The sequence below is a fragment of the Paraburkholderia sp. IMGN_8 genome (genome assembly GCF_038050405.1).
Taxonomy (GTDB): Bacteria; Pseudomonadota; Gammaproteobacteria; order Burkholderiales; family Burkholderiaceae; genus Paraburkholderia.
In genome coordinates this window covers 2,110,512-2,125,626 of sequence record NZ_CP150900.1, presented here as the reverse complement: position 1 = coordinate 2,125,626, position 15,115 = coordinate 2,110,512, and the positions used below count along the sequence as shown (strand labels likewise).

Genomic DNA, 15,115 nt, shown 5'->3' with positions numbered 1-15,115 from the left:
AAGAAAGTAAGCAAAGAAAGCGGCTTCACACCGCTAATTCTTAAGCGGGTCCCCTGGCTTGGAGGAGGTAGTGGAGCATCTGGAATCGGTGTTCTCGCACATTCCGCTTTAGTGACAAGGCAGTCATACTTCCGGCGGCGCCGCGCGCGCCGACGCGGTACTTCATCGCCCCCGCCGGTTTGAGCGCTCTGCGGTACTTCATCGAACCGTCAGCCATCTCTAGCGTGCGGGCGCACTCCGAAAACCGTAAGCCATTCGGCGCTTCGCCGAGGCGCAGCCGATGGCACCCACCGCGCGCAAACGAAGCCACTGGCTTCCCTGGCAGACCATTCCGGCGAGCACGTAGTGCGAGGCGGGAAGTATGACTGCCTTGTCACCGGCGCGGAGTGTGCGAGGACACAGATTCCAGATGCCCCACTACCTCCTCCAAACCAGGGGACCCGCTTAAGCGTTAGCGGTTTGAGCCGCTTTCTTTTGCCTACTTTTCTTTGCGGCCGGCAAAGAAAAGTAGGTGCCCCCGCACAGGGGGAACGCTAATAAACCAATATCAATTCAAGGAAAGGCCAACGCCGCAAGCAAACAGACATAAGCGCCGCGCAGGCAAAAAAACATTAACCTCCGAATCCATCTGGCATGATGCACATACGCAAACCACCAGCCCATAAGCGCGTGGCCCTGGCGCTGTCTTTCCCGTCACCAGAACCAGAACCCACATCAACACGAACACCAACCCGCTTCATGACCGAACTCAAAAACCTCGACCTGCGCACCGACGCAACCGCCCACCGCGTCGTCAAAAACGAAACTGTCGGCGTCGAATTCGCCGCCACCGAAGGCGAACTGATGAGCCTGGAAGGCCCGAACCGTTACGCCCGCGGCGATGCGCTGATCACCGGTTCGACCGGCGATCGCTGGGTAGTATCGCGTGAGCGCTTCGACGCCAAATACCTGCCGGCGGATGCCGCCCTCACGCACGGCGAACCGGGCGCCTATCGCAACCGTCCGGCAGTCGTGCTGGCCAGGCAGATGCATGAAGCGTTCTCGCTCGCCCGCTCGGCAGATGGCGGCGACGTGCTGCACGGCGCAGCCGGCGACTGGATCATGCAATACGCCCCCGGCGACTACGGCGTCGTGCAGGCCGCGCGCTTCGCTAAAGTCTATCGGCGCGCGGACTGACACCCGCGCTGCCCCTGTGCTGCCCCTTGTGGGCGCCAATCGATACCCACCGCCGCCGGGAACGCCGAAAACCCTTCGGCCCGCGCGCACATTCAAGCTCGAACTGACGGCGTTACGTCCCCCCACCCCATCAAGCAAACTCATCACCCAGATCCACGGTGACATCGCGTGGCACCGTCTCGCCGTTCGCGTACTGCTCCTCGAGCGAGCCGATGCTCGCTTCGACATACGCCCGCAGCACCGCGAAACTCCGGCCGCGCAGCCGCGCCGGCAACGCGCGATAGCGCGCCCACGCGGCCGGCGCGATCACCACGTTCATCACGATCCGGCGCGCAGCCGCACCGAATCGCATGGCCACCCAGTGAATCGCCAGTGTCGGCGTGCCTTCGTCGGCAGGCCGTTGCACGAATTGGGTTTGCTCGGGGAACAGATCGCTGATGACGCGCGCCAGTTCCTCGAACTCGAGATCCGCGCAGTCGTATTGGTAAGCTTCCATGAGGGGCCGAAAGTTAGAAATTCGTCGATGATGTGTGCATTGATCCGCGCTGCGACGCGATCAGGCGGCCAGCGCCGGTCGCCGGAACACCCTGACCAGCACGCCCGCGACAACCAGCGCCCCTAGCGCATACGCACCGTCCACCGCGGCGAGCGGCACGAGGTTCGCCTGGAACAGCGCGGCCGGCACGTCGACCAGCGCGTGCAGAACGATCGCCAGCGGCAGAATACCTCGCCAGCCCGCCCGCAGGCCACGCCACATCAACACCGACAGACCAATCTGGAACACCAGCGCGGCCACCCGTTCAAGGGCGAAAATGCCGGCCGTCTGCGGCGTCAGGCTGGCGAGAATCAGGTGGATGCGCATCAGCGATTCGGCCGGCAGGTTGCTCAGGTAGCCGTCGAGCTCGCCGCGGTTTTCGAAGACCGCGAACAGAATCCACTGCACCTGCACCAGCACGCCGACCAGCCACACTTCGGCGCCGCCGTGGCCGAGGCCGTAGGTGAGCGCGGTGCCGTCGCCCGCAACCGCAGCAGCGGACGCAGGCTTCGCCGCCGCGCGCTTGAGCATCAGGCGCATACCGATGAAACGCCCCACTTCCTCGCAGATACCCGAGGCCAGCGCGCCGTACACGACGAACGCCAGCGGATTCGACAGCAAAGTGGCGCTCGCCTCGTTCCGATGCAGCACGTAGTCGTTCAGCGCACGCTCGATCACCGTTGCGAACAGCGCGAACACAGCAATGCCGACAATCGCGTCGCGCGGGTTGAGCGCGAGCGGCCGGCGTAGACGGCGATACACAATGAACGGTAAGGCTGCGACGAACAGCGTCGCGATGGCGACGCTCGACAGGGTAAGCGGTGCGACGACCATGAGTTTCCTTGCGATGACCGGCGCGCACCCGCTGCGCGCCGCAGCCCGCATGATCGCAGATCAGCGCGAAGTTGACGTGCGGACGATCAATTCGCCTGGCAACAGGCAGTCGCGAGCCGTGGTCTGGACACCCTCGATGCGCTCGTGCAGGAACTCCACCGCGCGGTAGCCGATCTCGTAGGTCGGCTGGCGGATCGTCGTGATGCCGATCAATTCGGCCCACTCCGGGTCGTCGATCGACATCAGCGCGACGCGCGCTTGCCAATCCGCGCCGTAACGCGCCTTCAGGTGCAGCGCGAGGCACAGCGCGACCGGCGCGTTGGCCGCGAACAAGGCGACACGGCCGCCACTGCTCGCCGCGGCCTCGAGCGCGCGATCCAGCTCGGCGAGGCTGCGCTCGACCGCTGCGGTATCCACAAGGTTCAGCACCAGCGTATGTCCGCGCGCGCCGCCCTTGCCGCCCGTTCCACCCTCGCCGCTCATCACGTCGCGAAATGCCGCCTCGCGCAGTTGCCGCGAGCTGACCTGCTCGAACGGCTGCACGACAAACCAGATGTCGTCGAAACCGTTCTCAAGCAGATGCCGCGTCCCGAGTTCAGCCGCTGCCCGGTTGTCCAGCCCGACCATGTCGGTCACGAGGCCATCCACCGTGCGGTCGACCAGCACCGCCGGAATCCCGCCGCCGCCCACCGGCCGCAGCGTTTCTTCGCGCACGCCGAGCGCGTTGACGATCACGCCTTCCACGCGATAGGTGGTCAGCAGTTGCAGATAGCGCCGCTCCATTTCGACTTCATTGGCCGCATGGCAGATCAGCGGCATCAGCCCGAGCGCGTGGCACGCCGCTTCGACGCCTTGCAGCACCTCGACCGTGTATGGATTCGTCAAGTCGGCGAGCAGCATGCCGATCAGCCGGTTACGGCCACGCTTCAGGCCGCGCGCCATCTGGTTCGGCTGATAGTCGAGCCGTTCGATCGCGGCCTCGATGCGCGCGCGCAATTCCGGCGACAGCACGCTCATCTCGCCGTTCAGATAGCGCGAGATGCTGGTCTTGCCAGTGCCGGCTTCGCGCGCGACGTCGGTGATCGTCGCGCGGCGCGGGGTGGCCAGCGGCGTCGTGCTCATTTGCCCAGCACTTCGCGGTTGACGATGTTGATGGCAAGCTTGCCCTCCAACGCGGCGACGAGATTTTCCGCCGCGTTGCGCGCCATCGCATGCCGGGTTTCGTCGGTCGCCGAGCCGATATGCGGCAGCGCGACCACGTTCGGCATTTTCAGAAGCGGCGAATCGGCCGGCAACGGTTCGGTCTCGAACACGTCGAGACCCGCGCCGTGGATCGTGCCGTTTTGCAGCGCTTCGATCAGCGCCTTTTCATCGACCGTGGCGCCGCGCGAGGCATTGATCAGGATCGCGCTTTGCTTCATCGACTTGAGCTCTGCCGCGCCGATCATGTGCTTCGTCTCGGGTGTCAACGGCACTTGCAGACAGACGAAGTCCGCGCTGCCGAGCAGCTCCGGCAACTCGACACGCCGTGCGCCGTACGCCTCTTCCGCGTGCGGGTTCGCGCTCTGGTTCGTGTACAGCACCTTCATGTTGAAGCCGAGCGCCGCGCGGCGCGCGACCGCGCTACCGATCCGCCCCAGACCGATGATGCCGAGTGTCTTGCCCTGCACATCCACGCCGAACAGCGCCGGCCCGATGCTGCGCTGCCAGTTGCCGGCTTTCACCCATTCCGCGAGTTCGACCACCCGGCGCGCCGAGGCAAGAATCAACGAGAACACCGTGTCGGCAGTGGATTCGGTCAGCACGTCCGGCGTGTGCGCGAGCAGGATGCCGCGGCGCGTCAGGTCGGCGACGTCGAACTGGTCGAAGCCCACCGAGATGGTCGACAACGCCTTCAGCCGGGTCGCGCCTTCGAGCATCGCCGGCCTGATCTTGACGCTCGAACCGATGCCGCCGTCGGTGTCCTTCAACGCGGCGACGAACGTGTCGTACCGGGTGGGGTCGACCTGCACGACTTCCGCATGCTGTTGCAGATACGCGAGCACGTCTTCGGGCAGCGCCTTCCAGGCGACGATCTTCTTCATCAGCTTATTTTCCATGCAACGGTGTGGCGAGCGCAGGCGCCGTGGTCATCGGCTGCGGCTGCGGTTTGACGATCAGCGTCAGGATCACCGCGGCGACCAACGCCACGCTCATAAAAGCATAGGATGCCGCAGGCGAGCCGGTCGCGCCATTCAGATAGCCGACCACATAGGAGCCGACGAACGAACCGAGCGCGCCCATGCTGTTGATCAGCGCCATCGCACCGCCCGCGACGTTCTTCGGCAGCAGCTCCGGCACGATCGCGAAGAACGGTCCGTACGGCGCGTACATTGCGGCACCGGCGATCACCAGCAGCGCGTACGAGAGCCAGAAGTGCGTCGAGCCGAGCGCGTACGACGCCGCGAACGCAACCGCGCCGGCCAGCAGGAACGGCCACACGAACACCTTGCGGCGGTTGAGTTTATCCGATGCCCACGACGCTGCCAGCATCGCGATCGTCGCCGCCAGATAGGGCAGCGCCGAGAGCCAGCCGGTTTCGACCATGCCGAGCGTCGAACCGTTCTTCAGGATCGACGGCAGCCACAGCACGAAGCCGTACACGCCAATGCTCCAGCAAAAATATTGCGCGCACAGCTTGATCACAGCGGGCGTGCGGAACGCTTCGCTGTAATTGCGCACCGGCTTGATCGCCGCCTGTTCGGCGCGCAGCGTTTCGGCGAGATCGTCCTTTTGCTGCTGCGTGAGCCACGACACCTGCTGCGGCTTGTCCTGCACGATGAACCACCAGCAGATCGCCCAGAGAATCGCGGGCGCGCCTTCGGCGATGAACATGTGACGCCAGCCGAACGAATGCACCAGATAACCCGACACCACCGACATCCACAGCACCGTCACCGGATTGCCGAGAATCAGGAAAGTGTTGGCGCGCGATCGCTCGCGCCTGGTGAACCAGTTGCTGATGAAGATCAGCATCGCGGGCATCACGGCGGCTTCGACGACGCCGAGCACGAAGCGGATCACCATCAGCGACGGAATATTGCTGACCATGCCGGTCAGTGCCGCGCAACCGCCCCACAGGATCAGGCTCCAGAACACGAGCTTTTTCACGCTGCGCCGTTCCGCGTAAATCGCGCCAGGAATCTGGAAGAAAAAATAGCCGAGAAAGAACAGCGCGCCGATCAGCGACGACAGCCCTTTGCTGATGCCGAGATCCTGATTGATGCCGGCGGCCGACGCGAAACCGTAGTTCGCGCGATCCAGATAAGCGAGGCTATAGGTGATGAATACGATCGGCATGATCGTCCACCAACGGCGAATCGCAAGCGATGAAGTCATGGGTGTCTCCTTACTACTTCCCGAAACGGTGAAGGGGGGTGAGGGGCGCTGTTCGAGCGCTCTTGTCGTTATCGATTTCGTTGCGTGCAGCGGCTGTGCGCGATGGCTGAACGTCAGGCCGCGGTCGCAATGTGCGGCACATCGTCGAGTTCCAGTGCATCGAGTTCCGCGCGGCTCGGCAGACCTTCGGAATCGCCGATCACCTGAATCGCCAGCCCGCCGATCCGGTTGCCGCGCGCCACCGCTTGCGACAGCGGCTTGCCTTCGAGCAACGCGCTGATCACACCGACGGCGAATCCGTCGCCCGCGCCGACCGTATCCACCACCTTCGCGACCGGTTTGCACACGACCACGCCGGCATCGTCGGCAGTGCGGAAGTACGCGCCTTGCGCGCCGAGCTTGATGATCACGCCGCGCGCGCCCTGGTCGAGATAGAAACGCGCGATGTCGTCCGGTTTGGTGTAGCCGGTCAGAATCCCGCCTTCGCCGATACCCGGCAGCACCCAGTCGGCCAACGCCGCCAGCGCGTTCAGGCCTTCGACCATCGCGGCGCGCGAGGGCCACAGCGTCGGGCGCAGATTCGGATCGAACGAAATTGTCTTGCCGGCGGCGCGCATTTCACGCGCCAGATGGAACGCCAGTTCGCGCGAGCTTGTCGAGATTGCCGGCGCCACACCCGTCAGATGCAGGTGACGCGCTGGCAGCACGTAATCCGCCGCGTAGTCGGCCAGCGACAGGTGACTCGCCGCCGAGCCCTTGCGAAAGTATTCGACCGCCGGATCGCTGCCGTCGTCGCATTTCGACTTCAGCTGGAAGCCGGTCGGGTAGCGCTCGTCGGTCGTGACGCAGCGCTGGTCGATGCCCTCTTTGCGCAAGGTGTCGCGCACGTACTGGCCGAACGAATCGTTGCCGACGCGGCTCATCCAGCCGACCCTGAAACCGAGTCGCGCGAGGCCGATCGCCACGTTCAGATCGGCACCCGCGACGCGCTTCGTGAAGTGCCCGACGCCGGCGAGCGGGCCGGTTTTGGCGGCCACGAACATGGCCATCGCTTCACCGTAGGTGATGACGTCGAGTACTGCGGGTGTCCGGGTTGTCTCGTTCATGCTTGCTCCTGCGTGTTCTTTTGCTACGTGTGTCTTGCTGCTTGTGTGGCGTGCGTGGCGTGTATCGCCTGTATCTATCGACGATCGATGCGTTTTTTGTCGTTCTCTCAGGCCCCGCGCGCCGCTCAGGCAGCGGCCAGCCACGCGACGTAATGCGCCGCGTCCGTCTCGATGCGCGTGGCATCGAAGGGAAACTCGATGGCGCGCGGCACATCGCGCGGCAAGCTGGCAAGGACCGCGGCGAACTGCGCGTCATCCGCGGCCGGCGCGCTCGCGAAGCGGCGCGCGCCCTCGCCGGTCATCGTCTTGCAGTGAACGTATTCGACATGCGCCGCGAGTTGCTGCGCGGCCTCGAGCGGCGCGACACCGCGCCATAACCAGTTGCCGATGTCGAACGTCATGCCGAGCACACCGGCGTGGCCTTCGCGCGCCAACGCGTCGAACAGGCCGACGAATTGCGCGAGCGAGCCGCCCTGCTCCAACTGGCCGTTTTCGACGACGAGCCGCGTGCCCATCCCGCGCACGCAAGTCGCAATCGCCGCGCCGTTCGCTTGCGCAGCAAAGCCGCCGAGCTGCAATTTCACAAAACGCGCGCCGAGTGCCGCGGCCTCGGTCACGGCGAGACGCAAGGCGTAGATATCGAGCACGCCTTCGGGCGTGTAAAGCGAATCCGGCGTCGAATAAACCGACCACAAGCCGAGTTTCGCCATGGCGTCGCCCAACGCGCGCAGCGCTTCAACCGAGGCGTCGGCATCGCTCGCGAACAACTCGCGGCGCACCTCGAAACCGCAAGCACCAGCCGCCGCGCTCACGCTCGTCCACTTCGCGTGGCCGCCGGCGCGAACCGCGTCGATCCCGAATGCGCTTGCGACAATCACCACATCAGCCATGTCGAATTTACCCAGCCTTGTTTCTGGTGCCGGCAAATGGAACCGGTTCCAAACTGCGATCTAAAAAAAGCGCTGTTGCGCTCGGGTGTGCGAATAGTGCGCTCAGGCGCTGGGAATGCACCATAGTGGAATTCCCCAGGCCTCGAATTGGCACGCTTATCGCGCAGCGATCAGGGACCGTCCGCGAGACATAGCGCAAGAAACCGCTCAGCCACCCGCGAGGGTGCGCTTGCATGCGGCACCAGAATCGACAGCCGCCGCGTCAGCGGCTCAGGGCTGAGCGAGAACAGGCACAGCGCGCCGTCTTCGTGCCGCATCGACATCGCCGAGACAAAACCGATGCCCATGCCGGCCCGCACTGCTTCCTTGACCCCCTCGACCCCAGCAATTTCCAACGCGACGCGCATCGGCACGCCCGCCCGCGCGAAAGCCCGCTCGACGATCTGCCGCACACCCGAACCGGCTTCGCGCAACACCAGCGGATGTGCGCCGCACGCCGCCAGTTCCACCCGGCCGCCCTCGCCAGCCGCGCCGCCCGGCTGCGCCATGGGATGCGTACGCGGCATGATCGCGACGATCTCGTCCTCGCGCCACGCGTGCACCGCGGTGTCCGGCGGCAGATCCGAGCCGACCGGCCCTTCGATCATCGCGATGTCGACCGAATCGAGCGCGCCGACGATTTCCGTGGTGTTGCCGTCGGCGGTATGAAGCGACACGTCCGGATAGCGGCGATGAAAGTCGGCAATCAGGTAGGGGAGCAGATAACTGGCTGGCGTGGTGCTCGCGCCGATGCGCAAGGTGCCCTGCTCCATGCCGCGCAACGCATCCCGGTACGCGTGCGCCTGACGCCACGTGTCGCGCAGCCGCGTGGCGTAGCTGGCGAGTTGCTCGCCGGCGGGCGTGAGCCGCACGCCGCGGCCGTCGCGCTGATATAGAGGTTCGCCGAATTCGTCCTGCAACTGCCGCAATTGCCCGGACACCGCCGGCTGCGACAGATGCAGGGCCACAGCCGCCCGGCTGATATTGCGATGCTCGGCAACGGTGGCGAACGTTATAAGTTGATCCGGCGTCATGGAGGTAAATATATCAGCACAGCCGATACATTACATCCCAAATCACGATTTTTCATATCTATATATCTAATTTAGGATTAGACCCATCGAATCAAGACAGTCACAAGAACGCGCCACGCCATGTCCACTGCTCATCTCACCGCTACTGTTCCATCCGCCGGGTCTTCGACTCGCGGCCAGCTCAACGGCATTCTGTTCGTCGCACTGTTCGCCGCCGCCGTGACTCGCATCGCGTCGATTCCCGCCATCGCCGGTCTGGGTTTGAGCCCGCTGATCGTCGGCATCGTGGCCGGCGCCATTTACGGCAACGCGCTGCGCGACGGCATGCCCGAAAGCTGGGCGGCCGGCGTCAACTTTTCGGCGCGCAAGCTGCTGCGCATCGCCGTCGCGTTCTTCGGATTGCGTGTCAGCTTGCAGGAAATCGCCCAAGTGGGTCTGCCGGGGCTCGCGGAATCGGTGCTGATCGTGGTCAGCACGCTCGTGATCGGCACGTGGGCCGGCATGAAGATCATGAAGCTCGATCGCGACACGGCGCTCCTGACCGCGGCCGGCAGCGCGATCTGCGGCGCGGCCGCGGTGCTCGCCTTCGAATCGACGCTGCAATCGAAGCCGCACAAGAGTGCGATGGCGGTCGGCAGCGTGGTGCTGTTCGGCACGCTGTCGATGTTCCTCTATCCGGTGCTGTTCAAGGCAGGCTGGCTGCATCTCGACACGGTCGGCGCAGGCCTCTTCTTCGGCGGCACGATTCATGAAGTGGCGCAGGTGGTCGGCGCGGCCAGCAATGTGAGCCCGGAAGCGACCCACGTCGCCACCATCGTCAAGATGACCCGTGTGATGCTGCTGGTGCCGGTGCTGCTGGTGGTCGGCATGTGGGTGAACCGCTCGGCGCGCCGTGCATCGGCTTCGGCTTCGGCGCAAGACGGCACGCACCACGCACCGCGCAAGCTGGCGATTCCCTGGTTCGCGCTCGGCTTCCTCGCCTTCGTCGTGATCAATTCGCTGCACGTGTTGCCCGAAACCGCGACGAACACGCTGAACACGCTCGACACCTTCGCGCTCACGATGGCCATGACCGCGCTCGGCATCGAAACCCGCATCTCGCAGATCCGTCAGGCCGGGCCCCGAGCACTGACCACAGGCTTCATCCTGTATGTGTGGCTGATCGCCGGCGGGCTGGGAATCACGTGGCTTGTCCAGCACCTGCTCGGTTAAGCCGCCCTCGCCTTCAAACCAACCCCGCCGCGTGCGGGGTTTTGCTCGTTCAGGAGAACCGTCCGGCGCGCTCGCACGGCATACTGGTTGCTGACGCAGCCAGTTCACGCAAACCCGTTCATGCAACCGGAATGAGGATCGATCGATGAGCCTGGAACTTTACTATTGGAATGGCCTGCAAGGCCGCGGCGAATTCGTGCGGCTGGCACTGGAAGAAGCCCGCGTCGACTACGTGGAAGTGGCACGCGGCAAGAAGTCCGACGGTTTGGGCACGAGCGCGATGATGTCGCTAATGAAGAGCAATGACAAGCCGTATCCGCCGTATGCGCCGCCGTTTCTGAGAGACGGAGATCTCGTGATCTCGCAGACCGCCAACATCCTGTTCTACCTCGGCCCGCGCCTGAACCTGGCGCCGGCGGCCGAAAGCCTGCGCTACGTCGCCAACGGCCTGCAACTGACGATCGCCGACGTCGTCACCGAAGCACACGACACGCATCATCCGCTCGCTACCGGCCTCTATTACGAAGACCAGAAAGACGCCGCGAGGCTGCGCGCGCACGACTTCATCGACAACCGGATTCCGAGGTTCATGAAGTACTTCGAGCGCGTGCTGAAACAGAATCCGGCCGGCGATCAGTTCATGGTGGGCGACGCGCTAACTTACGTCGACCTGTCGATGTTCCAGCTGATCGACGGTCTGCTGTATGCGTTTCCGCGCGCGCTCAAGCGTTTCGGCGAGCACTATCCGCGCCTTGCCGTGCTGCACGATGCGGTGATGGCGCGGCCGAACATCGCCGCCTATCTCGAGTCCGACCGGCGCATCGAGCATAACGAGGCTTGCATCTTCCGGCACTACCCCGAACTCGACAAGGCGGCGGTTTGATCCACGCCGCCAATCTTCGAACGCCAGCGTCACCGCGCCCGCTTAAGATAGCGGGCGCGGTGCTGTTCCGGCGCGCGCTTTTCATCCACCCATCACGCCCTCCACTGCCGACGTGCTTTCATTCCTGCTGAAGCTGCGCACCCGCGCCCAACGCCTGTTCCGCCTTTCCGATGCCCATACGATGCTGGTCTGGTCGGTGGTCGTCGGCGTCGCGGGCGCGTTCGCGACGTTCCTCTTTCGCGAAGGCATCGCGCTGCTGCAACTGGCGGTGTCGGGCAAGTCCGGCAGCTTCGTCGAAATGGCGCGCAGCTTGCCGTGGACTGTGCGCGTCTGGCTGCCGGCTGCGGGCGGTCTGATCGCCGGCTTCATTCTGCTGATCGCGCAGCGTCACGCCGACAAATGCAATCACATCGACTACATGGAAGCAGTCGCGATCGGCGACGGCGTCGTGCCGGTGAAGCTAAGCTTGTGGCGCAGCGTGTCGTCGCTGTTCACGATTTCGAGCGGCGGCTCGATCGGCCGCGAAGGTCCGATGGTGCAGCTGGCGGCGCTGGCCGCGTCGCTGATCGGACGCTGGGTGCACTTCGACCCGCCGCGCCTGCGCCTCCTGGTAGCGTGCGGCGCCGCAGCCGGGATTACGTCCGCTTATAGCGCGCCGATTGCCGGCGCGTTTTTCGTTACCGAGATCGTGCTCGGCTCGATCGCGATGGAAAGCTTCGGCCCCGTGGTGGTCGCGGCGGTGGTCGCCAACATCACCATGCGAGAATTCGCGGGCTACAAGCCGCCGTACGAGATGCCGGTGTTCCCGCCGGTGGCAGGCGTCGAGGTGCTGCTGTTCGTCGCGCTCGGCGTGCTGTGCGGCGCGGCCGCGCCGCAATTCCTGCGGCTGCTCGATGTCTCGAAGACCGGCTTTCGCAAGCTGCCGTTGCCGCTGCCCGTGAGACTCGCGCTCGGCGGTCTGGTGGTCGGCATTCTGTCGGTGTGGTCGCCCGAGGTATGGGGCAACGGCTATAGCGTCGTCAACTCGATTCTGCACTCGCCGTGGACGTGGACCGCGCTCCTCCTCGTGCTGGTGTTCAAGCTCGTCGCGACGGCGGCCACCGCCGGTTCCGGCGCGATCGGCGGTGTGTTCACGCCGACGCTCTTCGTCGGCGCCGTGGTCGGCTCGCTGTTCGGCCAGGGCATGCATGCGCTGTGGCCGCACGGCACCTCGGCGCCGTTCGCGTATGCGATGGTCGGCATGGGTGCGTTTCTGGCGGGCGCCACCCAGGCGCCGCTGATGGCGATCCTGATGATCTTCGAAATGACGCTCAGCTATCAGGTGGTGTTGCCGCTGATGCTGTCGTGCGTGGTCGCCTATTTCGTGTCGCGTGCAATTGCGAAGACTTCGATGTACGAAATCACACTGCGCCGCAATCGCGAGGAACAGGAGCGCTCGCGGCTGCGCGCGACGCAGATGCGCGAGCTGATCCGTCCGGCCGAAACCGTTGTGCCGCCCAACGCGACCGTGCACGATATGACGCGCGTGTTCCTCGAATATCCGGTGAAGTACCTGTACGTGGCCAACGAGTCCGGCGCGTTTCTCGGCGTGGTTGCGCTGAAAGACATCACGTCCGATCTGCTCGACAGGCGCGACACGTCCGCGAAAACCGCAGCCGACTATCTGCAGCCGCATTTCGATGTCCTCACACCGGATATGCCGCTCGGCGTTGCATTGCAGCACTTCATGGCGTTTCAGGGCGAGCGGTTGCCGGTGATCGAAAGCACCGCGCATCCGACACTCGCGGGCGTGGTCTACAAGACCTCGCTGCTCGACGCGTATTTCCGCATGAATCCGAACCGTTAAGATCGCCGTTCGTAAAACCGCCGATCAGTCACGCCGCGCGCTTCGAGCGGCGCCACACCAACGCACGCAGCGAGCCGTGCAAAGCGCGTCAGATTCTCTACAATGGGGAAAACGCTGCGGCGATTGCACGCAGCGCGCGTTACGCCAAGACGGGCGCACCGAGACGCCCGCCCTTCGATCGGAGCGAAGATGAGCGAACCGTCCCTCGATGCCGTGCGCCGCGATCAGGCGGGCTGGATTTTTCTGCATATCGAAGGCGAGCCGTACGATCGCGGCGAGCAGCATGGCCAGTTGCTCGCCACTGAAATCCAGAACGCGATCCGCACTGCCCGCTACCTTGCGAAGTGGGATACCGGCGAGGACTTCGACACCTTCGTCAACGCCGCCGTCACCCAGTTCGCGCCCAAACTCGACACCGAATTCGCCGACGAAATTCAGGGCATCGCCGACGGTGCGAAGCTGCCGTTCGCCGAGGTGCTGGCATGGAACGGCTACATGGATCTGCTGCAAAGCTGGTGGCCGAGCCACGCGGCGGCCCAGAAGCCGCAGCTCGGGCTGAAACCATGGCGTGGGCGGCGCGGCCACCATTGCAGCGCGTTCATCGCCACCGGCAACGCTACGCGCGACGGCCGCATCGTGATGGCGCACAACTCCTGGGACCGCTACGCCGCGGGCGACGCGTTCAACGTGATATTCGACATCGTGCCGGATCGCGGCCACCGGATTCTGATGCAAGGCCTGCCCGGCTGCATCTCCAGTCTCACCGATTTCTGGGTGACGGCCGCCGGCCTGATGGTGACCGAAACCACCATCTCCAACTTTGTCGGCTACAACCTGTCGGGTGCGCCGGAGTTCTATCGCTCGCGGCGCGCCTCGCAGTACGCAAACAGCATCGGCGAATGGTGCGAGATGTTCGCGATCGCCAATAACGGCGGCTATGCGAACAGCTGGCTGCTCGGCGACACCAAAACCGGCGAGATCGCCCGCTATGAACTCGGGCTGCACTATTCCGGCTTCGAAAGCACGAAGGACGGTTTCTATAGCGGCTACAACACCGCGACCGATCTGAAAATCCGCAACCAGGAATGCATCGGCGAAGGCGAAGACTATACGGATGTGCGCAAGAACGGCGCGCGGCGGCTGCGCTTCATGCAGCTCGAGGAGATGCATCACGGCAAGATCGACGTCGAACTCGCCAGGCAGATGATCGCGGATCATCACGACGTCTATCTCGATCGCAACGACAACCCGTGCTCGCGCACCATCTGCGGGCATCTGGAACTGGATGACGCGCGCTTCGGCGGCACCGATCATGGGCCGTTCAATCCGTGGGGCGCCAACGACGGCAAAGTGGTCGATAGCGAAATGGCGCGCCATATGGCGTTCAGTGCGCGCTGGGGTCACCCCTGCGGGCGGCCGTTCGATGCCCAGGCGTTCATGAAACGCCATCCGCAGTGGAACTGGCTCAACGGGTATATGCGCGACCGGCCGTCGTGGCCGTGGACGCGCTTCGAGGTTTTGCGCTAGACGCCGTTCCTGGTGACCAGCCGGCGGCACGCCACGCCGCCGCATCATGCGGCGGCGCAGCATAACTCCAGCACGACCGTTCGCGACGGACCTGCCTTTTTCCTGCCATCATCTGCAATCTACAACAGCGTTTTGTCGCATTTGCGCGCGCTGCGGAAATTGGCCATCTAAGATGGTGGATGCGCGCCGGCTGCGAACAGCAACGCCGCGCAGAGATTGAGCCGTCTTTTCGACGCGGGGACGGCACAGCGCTTGCTCCAGTGTTAGCGCCGCATGAGTTTAGGAGGTCGGGCGATGAAAACCTCGACACTGATGACGATGGTGACGCTGTCGGCCTCGTGCTTTGCCGCGCCGGTTCACACTGCGACCGAGAGCACCACCGCCAATAGCCTTGCCGAACGCGCCAACGCTGCCCCCGTCGCCCCTGCGGCGCCAGACGTCGCTGCTACCGACGACAACCGTCCGCAACAATGGCAACATATCGCGCTGCCCAAGTCGCGACATCTGGATCGAAGCTTCGCCGGGCAGAACGAACAGCTCCAGACCTGACGGCGAGTTTTCCCGCCGTCCGGGTGCGGGCGTCAGACTTGGGGCCCAACTTCAGGCTTCAGGCGGTGTCTAACGGGTGCTCGCCAGGTCTTACGCGTTTGGCCGG

At 64.4% G+C, this 15,115-nt stretch carries 14 protein-coding genes; 6 read left to right on the top strand and 8 right to left on the bottom strand.

What is annotated here, in order from left to right:
- The first annotated feature begins 738 nt into the window (after positions 1 to 738).
- Complete coding sequence (locus tag WN982_RS09950) at positions 739 to 1,176, top strand: PGDYG domain-containing protein (protein WP_341315764.1); 438 nt, start codon at positions 739 to 741, stop codon at positions 1,174 to 1,176.
- A 130-nt stretch (positions 1,177 to 1,306) separates the two neighbouring features.
- Here WN982_RS09950 and WN982_RS09945 read toward each other — a convergent pair whose 3' ends face one another.
- The 8 genes from WN982_RS09945 to WN982_RS09910 form a co-directional block, all read right to left on the bottom strand.
- Positions 1,307 to 1,672: a DUF3022 domain-containing protein gene (locus tag WN982_RS09945; protein WP_341315521.1), complete on the bottom strand. Its 366-nt coding sequence runs from the start codon at positions 1,670 to 1,672 to the stop codon at positions 1,307 to 1,309.
- Positions 1,673 to 1,732: 60 nt separating this feature from the next.
- Entirely contained in the window at positions 1,733 to 2,545 is an 813-nt protein-coding gene (locus tag WN982_RS09940; protein WP_341315520.1) for a YhfC family intramembrane metalloprotease, read from the bottom strand.
- 60 nt (positions 2,546 to 2,605) lie between these two features.
- A complete protein-coding gene (locus tag WN982_RS09935; RefSeq protein ID WP_341315519.1) occupies positions 2,606 to 3,667 on the bottom strand; it encodes a LacI family DNA-binding transcriptional regulator in 1,062 nt (353 codons plus the stop codon).
- Positions 3,664 to 4,629: a D-glycerate dehydrogenase gene (locus tag WN982_RS09930; RefSeq protein ID WP_341315518.1), complete on the bottom strand. Its 966-nt coding sequence runs from the start codon at positions 4,627 to 4,629 to the stop codon at positions 3,664 to 3,666. The genes WN982_RS09935 and WN982_RS09930 overlap by 4 nt, the downstream gene beginning before the upstream one ends.
- A gap of 4 nt (positions 4,630 to 4,633) precedes the next feature.
- Positions 4,634 to 5,923 carry an MFS transporter gene (locus WN982_RS09925; RefSeq protein WP_341315517.1) on the bottom strand — a complete coding sequence of 430 codons (1,290 nt, stop codon included), beginning with the start codon at positions 5,921 to 5,923 and terminating at the stop codon, positions 4,634 to 4,636.
- Between the two features lie 113 nt (positions 5,924 to 6,036).
- Positions 6,037 to 7,029 (bottom strand): sugar kinase, encoded by a 993-nt coding sequence (locus tag WN982_RS09920; protein ID WP_341315516.1) that lies wholly within the window; start codon positions 7,027 to 7,029, stop codon positions 6,037 to 6,039.
- A gap of 125 nt (positions 7,030 to 7,154) precedes the next feature.
- The gene (locus tag WN982_RS09915) at positions 7,155 to 7,919 is read right to left on the bottom strand and encodes a sugar phosphate isomerase/epimerase (RefSeq protein ID WP_341315515.1); all 765 of its coding nucleotides are present in this window, start codon (positions 7,917 to 7,919) and stop codon (positions 7,155 to 7,157) included.
- A gap of 170 nt (positions 7,920 to 8,089) precedes the next feature.
- Positions 8,090 to 8,992 carry a LysR family transcriptional regulator gene (locus WN982_RS09910; protein ID WP_341315514.1) on the bottom strand — a complete coding sequence of 301 codons (903 nt, stop codon included), beginning with the start codon at positions 8,990 to 8,992 and terminating at the stop codon, positions 8,090 to 8,092.
- 120 nt (positions 8,993 to 9,112) lie between these two features.
- On the opposite strand from WN982_RS09910, the gene WN982_RS09905 reads away from it, so the two are divergent.
- From WN982_RS09905 to WN982_RS09885, 5 genes are all read left to right on the top strand, one after another.
- Entirely contained in the window at positions 9,113 to 10,204 is a 1,092-nt protein-coding gene (locus tag WN982_RS09905) for a YeiH family protein (RefSeq protein WP_341315513.1), read from the top strand.
- A 145-nt stretch (positions 10,205 to 10,349) separates the two neighbouring features.
- On the top strand, positions 10,350 to 11,087 hold the full coding sequence (locus WN982_RS09900) for a glutathione S-transferase family protein (protein ID WP_341315512.1): 738 nt from the start codon (positions 10,350 to 10,352) through the stop codon (positions 11,085 to 11,087).
- Between the two features lie 112 nt (positions 11,088 to 11,199).
- Positions 11,200 to 12,933, top strand: coding sequence for a ClcB-like voltage-gated chloride channel protein (locus WN982_RS09895; protein WP_341315511.1), 1,734 nt, complete (start codon positions 11,200 to 11,202; stop codon positions 12,931 to 12,933).
- 189 nt (positions 12,934 to 13,122) lie between these two features.
- Entirely contained in the window at positions 13,123 to 14,460 is a 1,338-nt protein-coding gene (locus WN982_RS09890; protein ID WP_341315510.1) for a C45 family peptidase, read from the top strand.
- Between the two features lie 294 nt (positions 14,461 to 14,754).
- A complete protein-coding gene (locus tag WN982_RS09885; RefSeq protein ID WP_341315509.1) occupies positions 14,755 to 15,009 on the top strand; it encodes a hypothetical protein in 255 nt (84 codons plus the stop codon).
- The last annotated feature ends 106 nt before the right edge of the window (positions 15,010 to 15,115 follow it).